This is a genomic window from Rhodococcus erythropolis R138 (assembly GCF_000696675.2).
Taxonomy (GTDB): domain Bacteria; phylum Actinomycetota; class Actinomycetes; order Mycobacteriales; family Mycobacteriaceae; genus Rhodococcus_F; species Rhodococcus_F erythropolis.
Window position 1 is genome coordinate 40,234 of record NZ_CP007257.1, and the last position, 20,604, is coordinate 60,837.

The 20,604-nt window shown below is 62.3% G+C and carries 15 protein-coding genes and 1 pseudogene; 11 read left to right on the forward strand and 5 right to left on the reverse strand.

The features are described from left to right. Positions 1 to 179: 179 nt before the first annotated feature. The 5 genes from H351_RS29260 to H351_RS29280 all read left to right on the forward strand — a co-directional run bounded on the left by H351_RS29260 (position 180) and on the right by H351_RS29280 (position 5,445). Complete coding sequence (locus tag H351_RS29260; RefSeq protein WP_029257005.1) at positions 180 to 1,316, forward strand: hypothetical protein; 1,137 nt, start codon at positions 180 to 182, stop codon at positions 1,314 to 1,316. A 187-nt stretch (positions 1,317 to 1,503) separates the two neighbouring features. Beyond that, positions 1,504 to 3,099: an exonuclease domain-containing protein gene (locus H351_RS29265; RefSeq protein ID WP_051636558.1), complete on the forward strand. Its 1,596-nt coding sequence runs from the start codon at positions 1,504 to 1,506 to the stop codon at positions 3,097 to 3,099. Between the two features lie 96 nt (positions 3,100 to 3,195). Continuing rightward, on the forward strand, positions 3,196 to 3,753 hold the full coding sequence (locus tag H351_RS29270; protein WP_029257003.1) for a hypothetical protein: 558 nt from the start codon (positions 3,196 to 3,198) through the stop codon (positions 3,751 to 3,753). A gap of 238 nt (positions 3,754 to 3,991) precedes the next feature. Further along, positions 3,992 to 5,038 carry a hypothetical protein gene (locus H351_RS29275; protein ID WP_144440147.1) on the forward strand — a complete coding sequence of 349 codons (1,047 nt, stop codon included), beginning with the start codon at positions 3,992 to 3,994 and terminating at the stop codon, positions 5,036 to 5,038. Between the two features lie 269 nt (positions 5,039 to 5,307). After that, a complete protein-coding gene (locus H351_RS29280; RefSeq protein ID WP_244891523.1) occupies positions 5,308 to 5,445 on the forward strand; it encodes a hypothetical protein in 138 nt (45 codons plus the stop codon). 56 nt (positions 5,446 to 5,501) lie between these two features. Here H351_RS29280 and H351_RS29285 read toward each other — a convergent pair whose 3' ends face one another. Continuing rightward, entirely contained in the window at positions 5,502 to 5,891 is a 390-nt protein-coding gene (locus H351_RS29285; RefSeq protein ID WP_051636556.1) for a histone-like nucleoid-structuring protein Lsr2, read from the reverse strand. Positions 5,892 to 6,387: 496 nt separating this feature from the next. Beyond that, positions 6,388 to 7,701: an alpha/beta hydrolase family protein gene (locus tag H351_RS29290; RefSeq protein WP_029256999.1), complete on the reverse strand. Its 1,314-nt coding sequence runs from the start codon at positions 7,699 to 7,701 to the stop codon at positions 6,388 to 6,390. A gap of 302 nt (positions 7,702 to 8,003) precedes the next feature. On the opposite strand from H351_RS29290, the gene H351_RS32165 reads away from it, so the two are divergent. The 5 genes from H351_RS32165 to H351_RS29315 all read left to right on the forward strand — a co-directional run bounded on the left by H351_RS32165 (position 8,004) and on the right by H351_RS29315 (position 16,008). Then, complete coding sequence (locus H351_RS32165; protein ID WP_158510656.1) at positions 8,004 to 8,282, forward strand: hypothetical protein; 279 nt, start codon at positions 8,004 to 8,006, stop codon at positions 8,280 to 8,282. A gap of 51 nt (positions 8,283 to 8,333) precedes the next feature. After that, positions 8,334 to 8,558, forward strand: a complete 225-nt coding sequence (locus H351_RS29300; RefSeq protein WP_029256997.1) for a hypothetical protein — start codon at positions 8,334 to 8,336, stop codon at positions 8,556 to 8,558. Positions 8,559 to 9,956: 1,398 nt separating this feature from the next. Further along, complete coding sequence (locus H351_RS29305) at positions 9,957 to 14,039, forward strand: Pls/PosA family non-ribosomal peptide synthetase (RefSeq protein WP_244891524.1); 4,083 nt, start codon at positions 9,957 to 9,959, stop codon at positions 14,037 to 14,039. Then, positions 14,036 to 14,776: a BPL-N domain-containing protein gene (locus H351_RS29310; RefSeq protein WP_081051217.1), complete on the forward strand. Its 741-nt coding sequence runs from the start codon at positions 14,036 to 14,038 to the stop codon at positions 14,774 to 14,776. Before H351_RS29305 ends, H351_RS29310 begins: the two co-directional genes overlap by 4 nt. Then, complete coding sequence (locus H351_RS29315) at positions 14,773 to 16,008, forward strand: heparan-alpha-glucosaminide N-acetyltransferase domain-containing protein (RefSeq protein ID WP_051636555.1); 1,236 nt, start codon at positions 14,773 to 14,775, stop codon at positions 16,006 to 16,008. The genes H351_RS29310 and H351_RS29315 overlap by 4 nt, the downstream gene beginning before the upstream one ends. 184 nt (positions 16,009 to 16,192) lie before the next feature. On the opposite strand, the pseudogene H351_RS32975 reads toward H351_RS29315, so the two are convergent. Next, positions 16,193 to 16,417 (reverse strand): annotated as a pseudogene (locus H351_RS32975) (IS6 family transposase); the annotation flags it as partial. A 260-nt stretch (positions 16,418 to 16,677) separates the two neighbouring features. After that, on the reverse strand, positions 16,678 to 17,541 hold the full coding sequence (locus H351_RS29320) for a hypothetical protein (protein ID WP_029256993.1): 864 nt from the start codon (positions 17,539 to 17,541) through the stop codon (positions 16,678 to 16,680). An 853-nt stretch (positions 17,542 to 18,394) separates the two neighbouring features. On the opposite strand from H351_RS29320, the gene H351_RS29330 reads away from it, so the two are divergent. Next, positions 18,395 to 19,009 (forward strand): PAS and ANTAR domain-containing protein, encoded by a 615-nt coding sequence (locus H351_RS29330; protein WP_029256991.1) that lies wholly within the window; start codon positions 18,395 to 18,397, stop codon positions 19,007 to 19,009. Positions 19,010 to 19,205: 196 nt separating this feature from the next. Here H351_RS29330 and H351_RS29335 read toward each other — a convergent pair whose 3' ends face one another. Next, positions 19,206 to 20,600 (reverse strand): FAD-binding protein, encoded by a 1,395-nt coding sequence (locus H351_RS29335; protein ID WP_158510657.1) that lies wholly within the window; start codon positions 20,598 to 20,600, stop codon positions 19,206 to 19,208. Between the last annotated feature and the right edge of the window lie 4 nt (positions 20,601 to 20,604).

The window sequence follows — 20,604 nt, forward strand, 5'->3', positions numbered from 1 at the left end:
CACTATAACCGGCGGCAACAGGCCTCAATCCTCAGATCTACATCCCTACAGTTTTTCCTGCCATACACTACGAACAAGAACAAGGAATTCCGGCGAGCCTAGTCCGCAACACCGGCTTGGCAGAATCGGCGAGACACCCCGCCCGCTACCTCAACGCTGGGATATGGTTCGCTGCGTCAATGGCAGCCCAAAAGTTCCGTTACCTCAAAAGAACAGGCAAGATCTTCCTTGGCAAAAAAGAAATGCTGGTCGATGACGATAGAGACAACTGGCGGATGCCCATGGAAACCGTCGGCACCGGTTCGCTCGCCTCATTAACTACGGCACTGCGCAGTTCCACTGAAGGCGATCATTACTGGACTTCTCCGGAACTTCACCTTTCAACGTATCCAGAAGATGGTTTCGATCCCAGGTACGGAAGCTTCCACCCTATTCACATAGGATTGGATACAAATGGACTATATATTGAGGTAAACATTGGTGACATAGACCTCAATGAGGTCGATGAGCACATCATTGGGGCGCATCTTCGACCGATGCTGGATCGCGTTGGTGCACAATTTATCCAGGCAATATTTGATGTATCTAACGGATATGCGTACATGGAAGTGCAAGTGCGCCCCCTGGTGCGAGGCAAGACGGTGCGGGACGCCTGGCAGATTGGTGAGGATATGGTCGAACTGCTTACGTGCATCAACAACGGCCACCTAACTGCCGAAACTGCGTTCGATCTCACTCTTGCAGGTAAGGTAGAACTTCTGGTCGGGCATCGTGAATCTGACTGGCTGGAAGCGAAGAGTCTTGGTTATGATCTTGATGGCGATGCCGGACAAATTGAACTTGCGCAGGACGTTGCTCGGTTTGCAAACGGTAGCACTTCCGGGCTCCTGGTAATCGGATTGGCCACCAAAAAATCGAAGGGAATAGAGACGATAACGAGCGTCCTCCCCTCAGGAACAGCATTTCCCGAAAGCCGCTATCTGGGTGCTATCGATCGGAAACTTTTTCCTCCAATCGCAGGAATCAAAGTGCAGAACGTTCAGATTATAACTAAAGACGGCCGGGCGGGGCACATACTTGCAATTCTTGTACCTGCCCAACCGGAAGAATCCAAACCGCTACTCGTTCACGGCGCCATAGTCGGCGCGAAGGTCGAGGGTGCATTTATCAGTATCATCCAACGGCGCGGGGAGGAGTCCATCCCCACACGACCGGAAGCAATACACGCAACTATCGCTGCGGGTCGTGCGCTTCTTCGACAAGGCAAAATACCCAGAGAAGGACAGCCGACTCCAGTAGCCTTACCTCCGTCGTAATTGACTGGATTCCGACACACACCACTATCAGTGTCTGTCGGTTCCACATATTTGAGCTTCATCTCGCACGCAACCACGCGAAACCGGACCTCGAGGTGCCGGATATAGGAAGGAGACGCGCACTTGCCGGCACGTTTCCGGATCTCGGCCCGATCGACACAGAGTAGGACGCACAATGCTTAATTACATGGCCATCGATTTCGAGACAGCGAATTCGTACCGCGGCTCGCCCTGCTCGGTCGGTCTGGTTCGCGTCCGCGACGGAGTTCCTGTCGAGGAATGCCATTGGTTGATACGGCCGCCGGAGCAGGTGGACCATTTCGATAGCTTCAATATCGCACTTCACGGCATCACCCGCGAGATGGTGGCGACCACGCCGCGATGGAAAGATGTATTGCCGTCCATTGTCGATTTCATCGGTGGCGACGTCGTGGTCGCGCACAACGCCGGCTTCGACATCGGCGTCATCCGCTACGCCTGCGCAGTCGACAACATCGAATGGCCAGAAATTCGGTTTCTCTGCACGATGGTCCTTGCGCGGCGCGCCCTGTCGCTACCGACCTACCGGCTGCCGTACGTCCTCGAAGCGCTCGGAGGGGTGATCGTGGATCACCACGATGCGCTTGCAGACGCCCATGCCGTCGTACAGGTCGTTCGCGGACTCGCAGCCGTCCAGGGCGTTTCGGACCTCGACGCGCTCGCTACCTCGGTCGGTGTCAGTATCGGCCGAATGACCAGCGGCACATACAAAGGCAGCGTCGCAACCGTTCCCAGCAAAGGCGGCGGTTCTTCCCCTCTCCTTCAGCCTGACATCAATCCAAACGCCGACCCCGACGGGTACCTCTACGGCCGCGTGGTGGTGTTCACCGGCACGCTGATGTCGATGACACGGCAGATCGCGTGGGAGGAATGCGCACGCGTCGGTGCCGCCGCCAACGAGTCGACGACCAAGCGGACCAACGTACTCGTCGTCGGCGACATCAACCCTGCCGCCCTACAACCGGGCTCGAAGATCACCGGTAAAGCTCGGCGAGCGTTCGAACTGCAGGAAAAGGGCCAAGACATCGAGGTGATGACGGAGGACGACTTTTTACGCTGTCTGGGCGGGAAAGATCTCGACGAACCCGAGGTTCTACTCTCGACCGAGGGCATCAACGGTTCCGTTGCACCAGTACCGGTACCCAGCCGCCTTCGGATGATTCCGATGGCGCAGCGCCCGGAACCTCAACCGCCGCAACAACTAAAGCCGCCGAAACCACCCCGGCCGTTGCGGCGAACACCCGTCCCAACCACCCAGGCATGCTCCATCGACAACTGCACTAACACCGCGGCATTCAAAACACGCACGAAACCGACATGGTGCGAGCAGCACATCATCGAGCAACAACGCCGCGGCGGACTGGTCCCCTTGGAATCGTTCACTCACCCCGACGACTGGCAACTGACCGAATGCCTGACGTGCACCGTCCAGGCGCACTACCGATTCGAGTACACCCTCGACAAAAACACCTACGCCGAACCCACGTGCCGTGCCTGCTTCTGGCGAGCATGGGCGAGGCAGTCCCGGGACATGCATGGCGTTTGGGCAAAGGTGGAGCCGGTTCCGTACGAGAAAGCCAAAAACATTGCTGAAAAATCGCAATACGAGTACCTCGGACCGCTCACGGCTCCGTCGCTACCTGACGACCCGCACCACGTACGGTGTCGTCGATGCGGACGGATCAGCGCTGAACGCCTCAGCGACATTGCGTCCGGTTGCTCGACCTGCAAACCCAGCAGCTAACACTTTCGTCAGTGCCGCACACGATGACAGTGACAGCGGCGGCCCTCACCTAGAGTAAGACCGCCCATGTCCAGTCCTTTCTCGTAGGAGTTCTCCGTGACCACCGCACCACACACATATCTTCTTCCACTCGCGGTGATCGACGAACGCTCCGGGAAAGTATGCATCTGGCACATCGATGTCGGACCCGACATCGGATTACCCCGACTGTCCGGCGGCTGGGTCCTCGAACGCGACGACACCGACACGATCGTCAACCTTGTTCGCGGTCGGCACGTCGTGCTGTGCAACGGCACCGACATCATCACTCGCGAAAACATCACCACCGCAGGAACAGTCGATATCGACGCAACCGTCGACGCCGTCACCGCTGAACGTGATACGTTGCAGGCCCGCTTCAACTCCCACGCCGCCACGCGCAAGACATTAGTGTCGCCGACGTGGCCGGAAATCACACATCCGAAAGTCATCGCCGCGACTGTTCCCCGCACCGAGACCATCATCGAGCAGGCCGGAGATGCGTTCCCTCTGGCCCGGGGGTTGAACGTCCTCGCCCAAGCCTGGACACAGATCGAAAAGCAGCGCCTGGCAAGGCCTTTCCTCATCGAACCCGACGGGCCCCATCCGCGACCACTGCCGCTGGTCCTGCGATAACGACTGCTGCGACGCGGCACTCGCAGAAAACATTGTCGAGTACCACATGCCGTGCCCACGAGCAGCATTTGTGAGATCGGCGCAACCGTCGTTCGAATGATCCCCTGACGCCAGGCATCCTGCCTCTCACTCGAACCTCGACGTCACAGCAACCTGACAGCACTGCCGGAGGTCGCTTGCCGGCTCGTCTATGATTCCCCGAGCTTCGGTGACCGGCATCGCAGCGGTGGAGAGGTTCATGGCAACGACGAAGCAGAAACTCGGTTGGGGACTAGGCGCTGTGTTGGTGCTGGCGATGTTCGGCAGTTGCATCAACGACGACGGTCCATCGACCAACTCGATCGCAGCGCCCACGACCTCCGCTCTAGCGTCGCCCACGACAACCTCTGCGGTACCGATCCCGGTACGAAAGCGAGTCGAATGGGAAGGCACAGTCCTCGACTACGACGCAGCCGGATCCGGCGCAGGCCTCTACATCGACGTCGACGGAGAACGAACCCGCGTCGACATCAGCCACGTCGGCGCCGTGACCTGCGGCGGCTACACCGCCTCCGACTCGAATCGCGCGGTGGTGCGGCAGCGGCTGGCCGAACTTGCACCGATCGGCACCGCCGTACGGGTCGTACGTTCCATGCCCCTCACCCCTGGCGGATACGTGTACATCGCAGGATCAGCCGACACCACCATCACCGCAACTGCAACAGAACCGACCACCACAGCCGAGTCAACAGCGGCGTCAACAACGGAATCGGCCAGCGCCACAACGACCCCAACAGAAAAGACCTCGGGATCGGCCACCACCACCGGCGCCCCCTCGACTGCGAACACCTCCACCGCTACCGAAATCCTGCTCAACGAAGTACTTCTCGCCGAAGGACTGGGCACCCTGGACATGCCGGGCATCAACCTGTCCGTCCTGTCCACGACATCACTCGATCAACAGCTCGCGGCAGCCCGCCAATCCAACAACGCAGCCCCGAATTCGCTACGGTGGCCGGCACTGTTCACCGCGTACCAGAATGCTTGGGACAACCGCATCGGATTGCAGGCGCAATGCCGGGCCGACGACGATACCGCGATGATCAAGGCCGAACAGAAAGCCGAGCTCGATCGACTCCGGGCCGGCCCCGACGGGGTCCTCTACACCAGCGACGACGATCGCACCACATACAAATTCGACGACAACGGAAACATCTACGCTGACACCCCCACCTACAGCAGCAGTGGGGGCAGAGGGAGCGGCGGGGGTGGTGGCGGCGGGTTCTGCCGTAGCCGCTGGTGCTGACAACACCGATCCACTAGACAAAATCGCGAAACCCCTTGCGCACGAGGAAATTCTCGTGAGTAGCTGGCCTAAAAGGTTGACTGGACACTCACGCAAACACCTCCTCGAAGCAGCGTCCCCGGATAGGACATCCCATCCCCGGCGTTACGGATTCTCTGCCCACGTCCGATTCCGGCGTTGAACCCTGAAACAATGTGGTCGGTTCACGGATTACCGTGATCCCCACTTCCGGATCACGAGCCGGTAATACTGAGCTGCGGGTCGGAATCGTGAGCAAGGACTATCCCGAGACAGTCATCGACAACTCTGATCTGGTGCGAGATTGGGCGTCGGTGCTGCGGCGGGCGACCGCCCTCGACGACGGCCGTCTGGTTCTCGCCGCTGAGGACGGTCTCGAGCTCACCTGAATCTTTCCGCCTCATCGGTGAGAATCACGAGATGCGGGTGCGGTGCGGGACGAGTATCAGTGAGAAAAGATGCTGCTCACAAGTTTTCGGGGTGCGGCGTCGAACGCATCGATGACGTCGGCTTTGATGCGCCCACGTGGAGAAACGTCGAAGCCGTTCTTGCCGGCCCACTCCCGGATCGCGTGCAGTTGCTCCGCTGACCGACCAGACCCTGATGCCTTACGTGCGGTCGAGGTTGGCGTACGAGCCTTGCCTGACGCAGAGACTTTCTCTGCCGACTTGATATACGGGGCAAACGCCGCTTCAATCTTGTCGGCATTGGCAGGACGTAGATCGATCCGATAATCGGTGCCCTGATAGGAGAAAGTGACCTGATGGCCCAATCCGGTGTCGATGGGTTTTCCATCGAGATCGTCGATGAGTTGGCGAATCACTATTTCGGCCACAGAAGTCCTCTTCGTTGATTTGCTGAATGAGTATGACGTTCATGTTATCTGCAGTATCAGGAAGTCGCGCCGTCTCTACCGACCTCGGTCATGTCGCGCACGACTTTCGGCTGTCGGTTCTGACGATCACGAAAACCGAAAGACCCTCAGCGCCTAGTAATTTGCGAAATACCAGCCACGACGAACAGAGCCCTGAACAACGGGGCTCGAATGTCGCAGGACCGCTTGCCTCCATGTAGTGAACGGGATCGTCAACGCGCACTACTTCCACATTCGAGGGGGACAACGGATTCACCTGTTCATACCATTTGTACTGTTTACGATGGAGGTGTGCGGTCGGCATGAGATCGGTTTCGCGCGGACAGTGGGTCATCGGAGTTGTGTGCTCAACGCCGACGACGTTCGAGCACCCAGGCTCGATCATGCAGGGCCGGGGAGGCTGTCTTCTCGGCTGGCGGTACCGGAAACTGACCAGTGCCGATCGCGCTTGCACGGATCAGGGGAGCGTGCGAAAGGTCCCTGATCCGACGATCCTGCCGTCGGCTTCCAGGGTGTAGTTGTACGTCGTGTTCGGTGTGAGACTGGAGATGATGCTCAATGTGCGCAGGCCGGTCCGGGTGGTGTAGTTGTACACGTAGAACGGGCCTTGAATGGCGTTGACGCGGAACGTCGTTCGACTGGTTCCGGCGGGAACGGTGACGACCACGTCTGCGCCGACCCTCGTGGGAGTGAGCGTGTGACTCCACAGTGCCGGGGGCGCCGCAGTGTCGGTTGCCGGAGGTGCCGCAGTCGTTGTTGCCGGAGCAGGCGCTGTCGTTGTCGCCGCGGTAGGCGTCGTGGTCGGGGCCGTCGTCGGAGTGGCTGTTGTGGTGGCGGTTGCGGGGATTGTGGTTGACACGGCGGTCGCAGTCGGCTGGGTAGTAGCGGCGACCGTGGTGGCTGGGATCGGATCGTTCGACACATGATCATCGAGGTGACCTGCCAGAACTGTGCCGAACGTGCCGGAAAGGTCATGACCTAGTCCTGCGGGGGACTCGAGATCGGTGGTGAAGCCTCGAGCTGAGTACCACGCTAATCCCTTCTGCGCGTCCAGAAGTGCGTTGTAGCCGTCGCTGACATTGGTCCCGTTGTCCGCGCGGCCGGTGTACCAGTGCATGGGTAGGTCGGCGATCAAGTCGCTGGCGAAGGGCTGCGCCGGGACACGTGGCACACCGCCACCACCGAAGACCACTGAGCCGCCGCCGTCGATCTTGCTCGAGTACTTCGGCAGGAAAAATTGGGTGATCAACTGCGCGCCGCCGCTGTAACCGACCAGCCAGATGTCCTCGGTGTCGATGTTGTAGCCGGCTTCGAGTGTGTCGAGCAGGTCGGCGACGAAATCGGCGTTCGCGCTTCCGTTTTCCCACCACGTGATTGCACCGGCGGAATCAGGGGTGCGGATGGGGACGGTGATGTAGCCCCGCGCGCGGGCGTGCGCCACGATGCCCGACGGACCGCCGAGGCTGTACGAAGAGGTGGGGTTCGCGAATTCGTACGCCCCGTCGCCGTGGAACTGCAACACGAGACCGGCCGCGTGATCCTGCGGGATGCCTGCGGCATAGACGTGGTATTTCGACGAAAGACCGTTCGAGGCGGTGAAGGACTGAAAGGTGCGATCCGAATAGGTCATGCCGGTGCCGTGAGTACTTCCCGCCGACGCCGTCGATGGCGATACGACGATCGCGACGAGACCGACCACTGCTGCCAGCACGGCTACCGGCAGAGCGGTCAGGGCTACTGCGGCAGAGGTTGTCAGTCCAGCTCGGGGCATCGGCGCTCCCTTTCGTCTCCGGTGCGCGGCGCAGGTGCGCCCTTCACCGTCGAATGAACAATGCCACTTCGGTCACCGCACGGCCGACATTTCGCGATAGTGCCCAAGAGGTGGCGGATGTCGGATTGCACGGTTGACATCGCGAACTCTGGTGGCATGTCGCCGATTGTATTTGTGGCCAGCGATGGGGCAGTGACGCTGCGGCTTCCCCGCGGCGGGCAATGCCGGCTCAGGTGTGTGCAATGAGTTCGCAGAGAGCCATCGGCTCGTCGCAGCATCTGCCGCACGTAGCACCGGAGTAGATGAAGGATCGAGCGCAGGCGGCCGCTGCGGAGCCTGGCCTGCGCGTCAACGGACATCCACCGGCGCGGTATCGCGTCACCGCCGAGAGCGTCGACGCGCCGCCGAATCGAGCGGTGGCGCGAGCGCTCTCCACGAGCGCCGTCAGAGAGCGAGCAGCGTGTGCGGTAGGACGGAACTTCATCCCGTGCACGACCTCTGAGCGCCGGCGCAGTAACATCGGTGGCCGTGGTGCGCTGCTTTCCACCTCGGTTCCAGCGCACCACTCCCACCGCCAGTAGGCAGCCCCGTCTTCTTCTCTGCCTGCGTGTTTCACATGTCCAGGAGCTACAGTGACCTCCCCCGCCGACCGGCTTACGGTCAACCTCGCGCAACTGCCCATCAGTGACGACGCACCTTTGGTTTCGCTGCTGCGCACAACGCTGCTCGATCACGTCGAACACGGCACCGACATCACCGAACCCGCTCTGCTCGGGCTCCTCGCCATCACCGGTGTCCTCGAAGAACGCCTCACCCGGCTCGAAGCCGCCGCGCTCCACTCCTCCCCCGCACCATGACCCCGTCATCGGCTCGCGGTTCTCGGCGACGGCGCCTGCGCGCATTGTTCGCCGTGACAGTGGAAACGGCGGTCATACTGGGATGCATCGCATCGGCTATCGCCATCATCTGGTGGGCAGCATGACGACGTGGCGGAATGCAACGGCAGGACCACTGCACTCGTATCTTCACACGCAAATCGTTGGCGGCAGGGTTGTCGATGTGTGAATCTTCTCCGCCACGGTCGAACGAACGCCTCGCGTGAAACAGGGGCCGGATGTGTGAACATCTCGCCGGCCCAACCTTCACCGAGGACAGTTCTTGCGCCCGCACGACATTCGAACACCTATCCACGGTTCCTCTCATTCGCACCAAGACGGCGATCTCGGCGCCCAATTCGAGTCCTCCCGCACACCTGGCGCTCTCAGAGCGCTGCTATTTCACGCCCGATTTCGTCGCTTCCGCGACAACGGCGACGGGCGACCCGCGCACTGGGCGGCGGAACCTCGCCGCGACACAGCCTCGTATGGCCACGGCGCAAGCATCAGGTGAAGGAACGCCGTTCGGGCCTCCCGTGACGGGGACGTCGACCTTTTCAAGCTGAGTGCCACTGTAGACGGCCATCCTCAACTTCCCCTGCCCCACACGAGGGGTGCAATGCGCGGCCGGCCGACTGCTAATGCCAGTTAACTTCTTGCTGGCTACTCTTCGGCAAGATGCGGTCATACGCCCACGTTCGGATGCTCTGACGTAGTCGGAAGAGCGAGACTCAACCCCCTCCTGCCCCCGCACTATCTCCGGTGATATCAGCTCCGTTCGAGCTTGCGGTGCCAGTCGCCAGCCGTTTTCCCACCGCTTGCCGCAAGCAGAGACAAGGGTCCGCGAAAGAGGTCCTGGACGACCATTTCCCAGCTCGCTCATCATTCGCAGACACCCAACCAGGGACCTTGGACCCTGTTGCATCGAACCGATCCCACTCCAGCGAATCGGACAAATGATGCGCATTGAGCTGCGTCGATAGCCTCCCTAATCGGTCCTCCACCGAGCCTGCGGCCACTCACGGGAGGCTCCCCTGCCGCCTCCACCTCGCCCGTGGGACTAATGTCACATTCACTGATAAGTGCCGGCTCGGGCCACATGTCGAGAGTTTGCTCCCCGCTTTGCCTGGGATTTACCTGTGAATCTGCTGGCAGGGCGGATTTCCCGACAATCGGGACGTTTCCCGGCGGCGACAGGTGTGATCTTTCATCGATGTGCAGGTGACGAATTCGAGTGATTTCAGGGCTAGGTTTTTCTCGCATCACGACGTACCGTTCCACTGCAATCACTCAGCTAGTTAAATGATGAAGTACACCGTGGTGACGGCGAGGACGTCGGAACCCGAGTGGAAGGCGGGATGATCCCGCGAAAGGGACGTCATGCCGGAAAACAACCCGTGGACTGACACGTGGACCGGGTCGAATGCCAGGCACAGCATGCGGTCGCTGCGGCCGCGGCGGTTGAATCATGTCTTCGAGGCAAGTGCGGACGCGGTTCCGAGTGCGATCGCACTCGAGTGCGACGGAGCCTCGATCACGTACCGCCAACTCGACGAACGCTCGAACCAATTGGCGCACATGCTTGTCAGCCGCGGGGTCGGGGTGGGTTCACGCGTTGCGATCTTCCTCCATCGGTCGGTCGATACGTATGTGAGTTTGTTGGGGGTCCTCAAGGCGGGTGGCACGTTCGTGCCGATCGACCCCGGTGCGCCGGCCGAGCGGGTGACGTACGTCGTCGAGGACGCAGCGGTCCAGCTCGTGCTGACCTCCGTCGAGCTGACGCCGAAAACTGTAGGCTGCCAGGTCCAGCGGCTGGTGCTGGACGGGGCAGCAGCGGAGTTGAGCACCCACGCACGCGATAGGCCGGTCCTGGACGCACGGTCTGATCCGGACCCTGCGTGCTACATCCTCTACACCTCCGGCTCGAGTGGTCGACCCAAAGGCGTCGAGGTCGCCCAGTCGAGCATCTGCAACTTCCTCGACGTGGTCCCGGGCGTGTATGACGTGCAACCGAACGACCGTGTCTACCAGGGCATGACGATATCTTTCGACTTCTCGATCGAGGAGATCTGGCCCACCTGGGCTCGCGGGGCGACGATCGTGGCCGGACCGACGGACAGTGGCCGACTCGGCGGCGAATTGGCCGATTTCCTCGACGAGAACGCGGTCACGACCCTCTACTGCGTACCGACCCTCCTGGCCACGATCCCCCGCGAGCTGCCCACGATTCGGAACCTTCTGGTCGGCGGTGAAGCATGCCCGCGCGAGCTGGTCGAACGGTGGGCGCGACCAGGACGCACCATCCTCAACACGTACGGTCCGACCGAGGCGACCGTGACCGCGACCTGGGGTGAACTCGTCCCTGGCCGACCGGTCACGATCGGTCGACCACTGCCGACGTACTCCGTGGTCATTCTCGACGAATTCCGGGGGCTGGTGCCCCGGGGCGAGGTCGGCGAGATCTGCATCGGCGGGCGCGGCGTGGCCCGCGGATACGTCGGGCGCCCCGACCTGACGGCAGACCGGTTCATCGAACACTTTTCGGTACCTGCAGGCCAGAAACTCTACCGGACTGGCGATCTCGGCCGCTGGACAGCCGCCGGTGAGATCGAATACCTGGGCCGTGCGGACGCCGAGGTGAAGATACGCGGTCACCGGGTCGACCTCGGCGAGATCGAAAGCGTTCTGCTCGAGCATCCGTCGGTATCGGAAGCTGTCGTATCACTGGTATCGGCAACACCGGGTGAGGCGCCGTCGGAGTTGTGCGCCTACATCGTCCTCGCCGACCCGAGCACACGCGAACGCGTCGTCGGGGAACTCGCCGCAGCCGCATCCCAACGACTTCCCGCCTACATGGTTCCCGCCTTCGTCGACGTCATCTCCGCAGTGCCGGTGATGCCCAGCGGCAAGGTGGATCGATCGACACTTCCGGATCCGACCCGGCGGCGGCTCACGGCGCACACAGGGCCGGTCATCGGTCCTCGCACCGCGCACGAGGCCCGCATCCGTGACATCTGGGCTCACGCGTTCGGGGTACCGGCGGCAGAGTTGTCGGTCGAAGCGAACTTCTTCGACGATCTCGGTGGGCACTCGCTCCTGGCCGCCACCGTCGTCTCCGCTCTGCGTGAGACCGACATCGGAGCCACTTTCTCGATCCGCGATCTGTACAGCCATCCCACCGTCCGCTCGATCACGACCATGCTGGCGACACCGCGATCACAGGCCCCGGCAGCGACGAATGTTGCGCTCACACACGCAGATACGGACGTCGCCCGCGCCGGAGGGATCCAGCTGGCGGTGATCTACCTGTTCCTGCTGATCACCACCCTTCCCGTCTCGTACGTCTACACCAAGAACGACGGATTCGTCTCCGTACCGGTCCTGTTCGAGATGTTGGCGGCCATCATGATCACCTACCTCTCTGTTCGCTGGTTCCTGCCAGTCCTCGCCGCACGGCCGCTGGCCGCAGGAATCACACCCGGCCGCTACGCCCTCTGGGGACCGACGTATGTGCGATTGTGGACGTTGGACCTTCTGCTCGCGGTAGGGGCGTTGCCGGTGGTCAGTGGTTCACCGTTGATGTCGATCTACCTGCGTATCCTCGGGGCGAACATCGGCCACCGCACCACCATCGCAACCTCGTCGATCTCGTTGCCGACGCTGGTCGAGATCGGCGCCGGCGCCTCGATCGGGTACGGCGCGACCATCAGGCCCTGGCGCGTGGAATCCGGCGTGGTCGTGGTCGACAAGATCGTCGTCGAACCAGGGGCGTTCGTCGGCGCGAACGTCGTCCTGGAACCAGGATCGACGGTCGGAGCGCGCGCAGTGCTCGGCGATCAATCGCTCTTGCCGTCCGGACACATGGTTCCGCAGGAAGCGAGATGGGCGGGCTCGCCCGCTGTTCCCGCCGAATACGCGGACCCGGCGGTGGAGACGATGATGCGAGCCGACAGTGTCCGCGCCCGCTGGAAAATGCGTCACATCGCCGCTGCGATCGCAGGATTGGCTGCACTCGAAGTGGGAGCGATCGCGCTGATGGTTCCCGGTATCGCACTGGTCTGGGGCGCGCTGCTCACGTGGGGCGTGTTGGCGGGACTCGCGGCGACGTTGCTGACCGGCCCGATCTTCGTGATCTCGGTCTGCGTGTTCGTCGCCGTGAACAAGCGCCTTGTGCTCCGCAGCGCGCCAGCCGGAATGCATCCCGCCCGTTCAGGTCTCGGGATCCGCAAGTGGATGGTCGACAAGTTGCTCGAGTTCAGTTTGCTGTTCACCAACTCCCTGTACGCGACGCTCTACACCGCACCGTGGTTGCGACTGCTCGGTGCCGACATCGGCCACGGAGCGGAAGTGTCCACCGTCGCACACATCGACCCGGACATGCTGACCGTCGGCCCCGACAGCTTCGTCGCCGACATGGCCAGCATCGGCAGCGCCAGCTTCGCCAACGGACGAATCATGTTCCAGCCAACAAGAATCGGTGAACGCACCTTCGTCGGCAATGCTGCTGTCATCCCATCCGGCATGGACATCGGCGACCACGCCCTGATCGGCGTCGCGACCGTACCACCGGTCAACGGCGTTCCCGACGGCACCTCCTGGCTCGGATCCCCCGCGATCTACCTCCCCAACCGCCAAGACAGCGGCGACTACGACGACGAACTCACCTACACCCCGCCGCGGGAGGTGATACGCGACCGGTACGTCATCGAATTCTTCCGCGCCACACTGCCACCCACAGTCCTCGGAGTGAGCTTCTACCTGTACTTGCTGGTCCTGTCCTCACTCACCTTCGGCCGGGAGCTCACCGTGCCCGCCCTCGTCGCGCCGCTGGTGGCGATGGCATCGAGCCTGGCAGTGATCGGGTTCTGCGCCGCCGTGAAACGAAACACCGTAGGACGCTACCGGCCCCGCGTGGAACCTCTGTGGAGTCCATTCGTGCGTCGCTCGGAGTTCGCGACAGGACTCTACGAAAGTGCAGCCGTGCCGATCGGTGTCGGAATGCTCGTCGGCACACCGTTCCTGCCGATGATCCTGCGGTGGTTCGGCGCAACGATCGGCAAACGCGTGTGGTTCGGCACGACGTACCTCACCGAATTCGATCTCGTCCACATCGGCGACGACGCCACCATCGGCACCGAAGCATCCCTGCAAACACACCTGTTCGAAGACCGCGTGATGAAAATGTCCACCATCACCATCGGCGAGGGCGCCAGCATCGGAACACGCTCGATCGTCCTCTACGACACCATCGTCGGCGAACACGCCTCACTCAGCCCCCTCTCGCTGCTCATGAAAGGCGAAGAACTTCCCCCCCACACCCAGTGGCGCGGAATTCCCGCCGAAGCAGTCCGCGACGACGACATGGCATTCGGACACCTCGCTACCCTGACGCAGAGCCCGCACCGGCCTCACCGCGACGACACCTCCATCCCCCTCGACACCGACGAAGGAGTACCCGCATGAAATGGGTATCGCTGGCTCGGAACACAACCCGCCGACGCACCACCTACAGCACCCGGCCACACCCGCGAGCACTCGTCTACCGCGGCCCAGCATCCCAACCCGGATGCCCGGAAGCCGTCGCCGATCTGTTGTCTTCGAGCGCCTGGAATTTCGACGTGCACTTCGTCGGACCCGACGAACAACTACCGATCGACGAGGCGACCCTCCATTCCGCAGCGCTCTATGCCCAACCCGGCGGCGGCGACCTCGACGGCGCCTTCACGCACCTACGCCGCCACGTGCCCGCGATCCAACACTTCGTCCGCGCCGGCGGACGCTACTTGGGATTCTGCCTCGGCGGCTACCTCGCCGGCCGCAGCCCCGGATTCGACCTCCTCCCCGGCGACGCCGACCAATACGTAGCCCTGCGCAGCGCCGAACTCCACGACACCTCGAGCACTGTCCTCGAAATCGAGTGGCGGGGCCAGATCGAGGAAATGTACTTCCAGGACGGACCGTACTTCTGCCTCGATCCCCGCTACCGGGACCACGACGACCACGACGCCGACATCCTCGCCCGATACCGCAACGGCAGCATCGCCGCACTGAAGATCGACTACGGACACGGGCGCGTCGCAGTAGTCGGTCCCCACCCCGAAGCCGACGAAACCTGGTACACCGACGACGGATTGATCCCACCCCACCACCTCGCCACCGACCTCGGCCACCACCTGATCAACGCGGTGATGACCCGATGACCGCCACCCCACTCACACCCACCGAAACCATCCCCGCCGCAACGAAACAGCGCCTTCACGGCATCGACGCAGCCCGCGGCATCGCCCTCCTCGGCATGATGGCAGTCCACTCCCTCGTCGCCGTCAGCGACGACGGATCACCAACCCTGTCCTACAGCATCGCGGCAGGCCGATCATCAGCACTGTTCGCCGTCCTCGCCGGAGTCGGAATCGCCTTCACCACCGGCCGCGCCCGAGTCGAACGCGGAAACCGAAGCGCGACCGCGGCGTCACTGGCCGCACGCGCAGCAACAGTCGGCGCCATCGGACTGATCATGGGCTACACCGACGCCGAATACGCCGTCGTCATCCTGCCCTACTACGCGATCCTCTTCCTCCTCGCGATCCCCCTGGTCTACCTCCCCACCCGCACCCTCGCAGCCCTCGGACTACTCATCGCAATCGCCGTACCCGCAGGCATCGAAATGCTCGGAACCTCACTACCCACTCCAAGTTTGGACAACCCGACACTGATCGGCATCATCGACAACCCAGCCGGCTGGGCCACCGAACTCCTCCTCAACGGCGAATTCCCCGCCCTGCCCTGGACCGCCTACATCTGCGCCGGAATCGTCATCGGACGCCTCCGACTGACCTCGGCCACCGTCGCCGGATCCCTGCTGATGATCGGCACAGCACTCGCCGTCGGCGCCCGCATCCTCTCCGAAACCCTCATCTTCCACCTCGGCGGACTCGAACACCTCATCACCGGCAGCGAACTTCCACGCCAAGACATCCTCGACCTCATCTCCTACGGAGCCGACGGCACCGTCCACGGATCGACCTGGTGGTGGCTCGCCGTCGACGGCCCCCACAGCAGCACCCCACTGGATCTGCTGGGCACGATCGGCTCCTCCACCGCAATCATCGGAGCAATGCTCTTCCTCGGCCACCTCACCGGCACACGACTGGAAAAATTGACCACCCTCGTCACCATGCCCTTGGCCGCCGCGGGTTCGATGACCCTGACCCTGTACGTACTGCACATCTGGTTCATCAACTCCCCCTACGACACCTACACCCCCTGGACCGGATACCTCCTCCAAGTCCTCGCCGCCATCACCATCGGCATCTTCGTCAAACTCACCACCGGACGCGGCCCCCTCGAAGCCTTCGTCACCATGACCGCCAACCGAAGCAAACAAGCAATCACAGACACGACGAACGCACAGACCGCCGACCGCCACACATAACCGCCTCCACCTACCGACCCAAGATTGAAGCGGATCCCGGTCCAATTCATGAGAGCGGCTGTGTATCAACACTGATGTGCCCCCGAATGCACTCCGACAGGGATGTCACATTAACGTGAATGTTCGGTGGCACAGTGTGTTCGGATGCGTAGTGATACAACGGTCTTGTCGCCGGCGCCTTTCCTGCGGCGACGGCACTACCGGTAGCCTCGCGCCATACGGCGAACTGATCAGCCATCACCCGCCGGTACTCACCGGCCGACAGCAGATGCCGTCTCTGACGGAAGTGCGATCCGATCACCCTAAACGCGGACAGGAACCGCTGCGCGTGACCAGGTGATTTGAACCGCCGCATCACCCCCTCCCGCTGCCGGGTCGACTGATGACTGTTTTCGGCGCGGTTGTTCAAACACCGCTAACGGCGATGCTCCATCGTCACCTGTCCTTCGCGCGTCCGGCGAAGTGGGTAGGTGGAGACAGCGGACACTGCCCACCTCCCGGCCCAACAGACTGGACGAGTTACGCGCCGAACCTCACATGACGCCCCCGATTGTCGCCACTGCGTTCGCTGCCGACCCGATCAGCGCCTGCCACAAGGCGATCCGCGTCAGATGGTACCGATCCCCCACACAATCGGTGGCCGCTGTTGAGCCGCCCAGCGTCTGGCCGTTACCTTCCCTCACCGAGGGAACGGCTCTGCAACGCCGCCAACTCCTCACGCGCCCTCTGGGCCACATCCGACCGAAACCCCATCAGCGCCATCGACGCCACCGCTTCCGCACCGACCGCCGACACACCGAGAAGGTCCGCGATCGCCTCACGCGCAGCCCTTCCACCCTTTGAGGCAACGATCACCCCGAGCACCTCTTGAGGACGGTCGAGAGCAGCCACCAGCGCAGTGAGCTCCGCCACCCGCGACGCACCTCGCTCCTCCCGATCTCCGGCAGGGCGGCGCCGAGCAGACATCGGCGCATCCACCGACGGCCCGTCCCACCGAAACAACTCCGCACCCAACTCGCCGTGCTCGGTGAGATGGAGGACCTCGAAACCGCCGGCGTCCTCCGGACCGGTCAGTCGCACGAGCACACCCGTGCGACTGTCGAACGCCAGATCAACCGCCACACCCGACGACTGAGTCACGGCGATCGACCACGCCGCTCTTCCCCCGACCACATCCAGGCACGGCTCGGATACATTCACCTGCACACTCATCCGCCGCAACACCGACTCCGGCCCCAACAGATCCAACGGACTGAACATCGATCCCAGATGCACAACCCCGAAGCCGCCGCGATGGCACTGGATCTCGTTGTCGATCCGCACGAACGCCTCCCCGTCGACGCTGGACATGTAGACAACCTCACCACCACGCTCGACGCGCCGCCGCCCTCCGGCGCCGTGCCAGAACCGGAAATCCCCGCCTGGGGTCTGATCACCCGCCTGTCCGGTCATGCGCATCGATCCCGACACGCAAACCGTCTGCGCCGCAGCATTTCTCCCGACCAGCTCCACCCACGACGGAGATAATGTCATCAGACCACGATAACCAGACAACCAAAGGGTCACGAGCGAAATCAGCGAAACGACAGCATCGCCCCCGACATCTCGAATCGGAGGGAAGTTCTGCTACGCCGATGTCGCCGGGGAATGATCAGGACAGCCACGCCTTGCATCGGAGTGTTGCACAGGCAACGAGTCGCCGATCGGGCCACCCAGGCACGCACCAACCGGAAACTGCAGGCGAATCCCATGCGCGCGGGCAACGGATACACACACCGACCCGTCGTGGGCACACCTGCACGCCGTTCAGGGTTCGCATCCCGCATTCATTTCCGGCACTCGATTACAGCCGAATGCCCGGACGTATCGGCGGCGGCGTGTACCGCGAACAACGCCTCCGCGCAGGACTTCTCAACTGGATCGGTTCGCTGAACAACTCCACCCGCCGCAAGTCGCGAAGAAACCCGCTCACACACTCCCACAACTCATCAGCACACACCGGCGCCGATGGGCCCACCAACCCGATCAACAAACCGAACACCACATCGTCACCACCGCCGACGACCGCCTCGTAGGACCCGATCAACACCGCATCCTCGGGAAACCGTCCACGAAGCTGCCTCAACTCCCCCAGAAACTTCTCCCGACACACACCAACACTCACGCGCTTCCATCCCTCCCCCGCTCGACCGGCCGGCCGGACACAGCCCACGACCAGACGACAACGATCGCACCGCAGCCCGCTCGCCTGTACCTCTCCCTGACCGGAACCACGCGTCGCCGCCCTCCGCCCGATCCGATAAATTCATCGAACAAGCAAGTTGAGGACAGGCAAGATCGGAAGGGCGTACGAGTGGCGGCAGAGGACAACAGAACATTAGAGCCGATCGCGAAAGCCGGTGCCCCACACCGAGTCGGAGGATTCCTCTACCACCGCCACGGCGACCGATGGGAATGGTCCGACACCGTCGCCCGCATGCACGGATACGACCCCGCCACCGCCGCACCAACCACCGAACTGCTTCTCTCCCACAAACACCCCGACGACAGAGCCCACGTCGCCCATGCCCTGCACACGATCCGCACCTCCGGCGGAGCGTTCAGTAGCCGCCACCGCATCATCGACACCCACGGGCACACCCGCTCGGTCGTGGTCGTCGGCGACCGCGTCCTCGACGAGCACGGTGAGGTCATCGGCAGTTCCGGCTTCTACATCGACATCACCGACACCGTCGAGAGCACAGTCTCCGAAGCAGTCGACGACGTCGTCGCCGACCTCACCACCTCCCGCGGCGCGATCGAACAAGCCAAAGGGATGCTCATGCTCATCTACCGCATCCCCGCCGACCGCGCCTTCGACGTCCTTGTCTGGCACTCCCAACACACCAACACCAAACTCCGCGACATCGCCGAAGGGCTCCTCACCCGAGTAGCCACCGACCTCGACATACCCACCGCGGTACGCACACACTTCGATCATCTCCTGCTCCACACCACCTGACACAACGCTGCGACGCAATCAGCGACATTGCATCTTGAGATGCCCGGACTCCGCGCGGTCAGCGCAGGAACGGCGCACCGTGGAGGCAGACCTAAGGTATCTACACGATTTCCTTCCTCAAACAGCCCTGATGGGCTCAGTCAATGTGAAAGTGTCGGTCCCCCAATGGTCGGCGAGCACAGACCTCTCGAATGAGTTAGATGAATAGGTCGTTTGCTGCTTCTCGTCCTGCGATTCGGCCGAACGTGACCGAGCGCAGGACAGAGAGCGCTCCGGGGTACTCCTGGTACCAGACCCCGGTGAGAACCCCGGCGGCATAGAGGTTCGGGATCGGTGTGCCGTTTCCTGTGACTACCCTCGCGCGTGTGTCTGTGCGGACACCGCCGAAACAGAATGTGATCGCTGCAGATCCGGGAACCGCCTTGAACGGCGGTTGCTGGATCGGCCGAGCCCAGTTCGACTTTTCGATGGCAAGACCGTTGGTGCACTTGCCGTCTGGTCGTGACGGATCGAATTCGCCCTCTTGGACAGCCTTGTTGAATTCGTGGATGGTGGCTGAGAACTTCGCGGCGTCGATGTTCATCGCCGCGGCTAGTTCTTCGATGGTGTCCCCTTCGAAAGGAGGTACGTCAGTTTGGTTCAAGAACTCGAATCCTGGCAGCGCTTCCGTTTCGGCGTCGTATACGAAGTAGGCGAGGTTGTCGTGATCGCGCCACACGGTCCACGCGAGTTTCTCGTTGAGACCTTCGAAAGTTCGACTCCCCTCGTCGATAAATCGCTCGGCATCTGCGTTGACCATGAGCCCATACGGTGCGCCGAACACGCCGGGGTCGGGCTTCGTGGACCGGGGATCGACCAATTCGACGTGCAACATGTCGAATTGACCGGCGGTGCTGCCGCCGATTTCGGTGACCATGCGCAGCCCGTCACCACGGTTGTATTTGAGGCCGGGAGCGACGGGCCGGATCTCGTTCGCCCGCGGGCCGACGTATTGAGTCAGCATTTCGTAGTTGCCTTCGAAGCCTCCCGAGGCAAGGACGACCTTCTTCGCCGCCAGTGTTCGCGTGAGGCCATCAGCATCTCGCACCACGACCCCGCTGACGCGTCCTTGGTCATCTTGTGTGAGGCGCACCGCCTCGGTTTGGTACAGGAAGCGCGATCCCGTATGCCCTTCGATTCGAGCGGCAAAAGCCTCGATCAGTGAGAGCCCTCCGCCCTCGACGGCGCCGTAGTTGGACTCCATGGCGAACGGTGGGGCCGCGTGCGAGACGCTCACACCGTTGGCCTTCATCCAGTCGACCGACTCATGTCCGAGTTTGCGCAGTAGAGAGAAGTATTCGCGGTCGTACGCGGGGTCCGAATCCAGGACTCGTTCCATGATGGCAGGGTCGACGGTCCCGTCGGGGTCGACCATGACGTTGACCCAGGACCACCTTGTGGCTCCGCCGCGGTCCGCTTCGGTACTGCGCTCGACGATTGCGACCGAGGGGCTCACTCCTCGTTCTGCCGATTCTTCGAGGAAGCCGAGGGCTGCTGACAAGCCTCCGGCCCCGCAGCCCACCACGACCATGTCGAATGATTCGTTTGTCATCAGG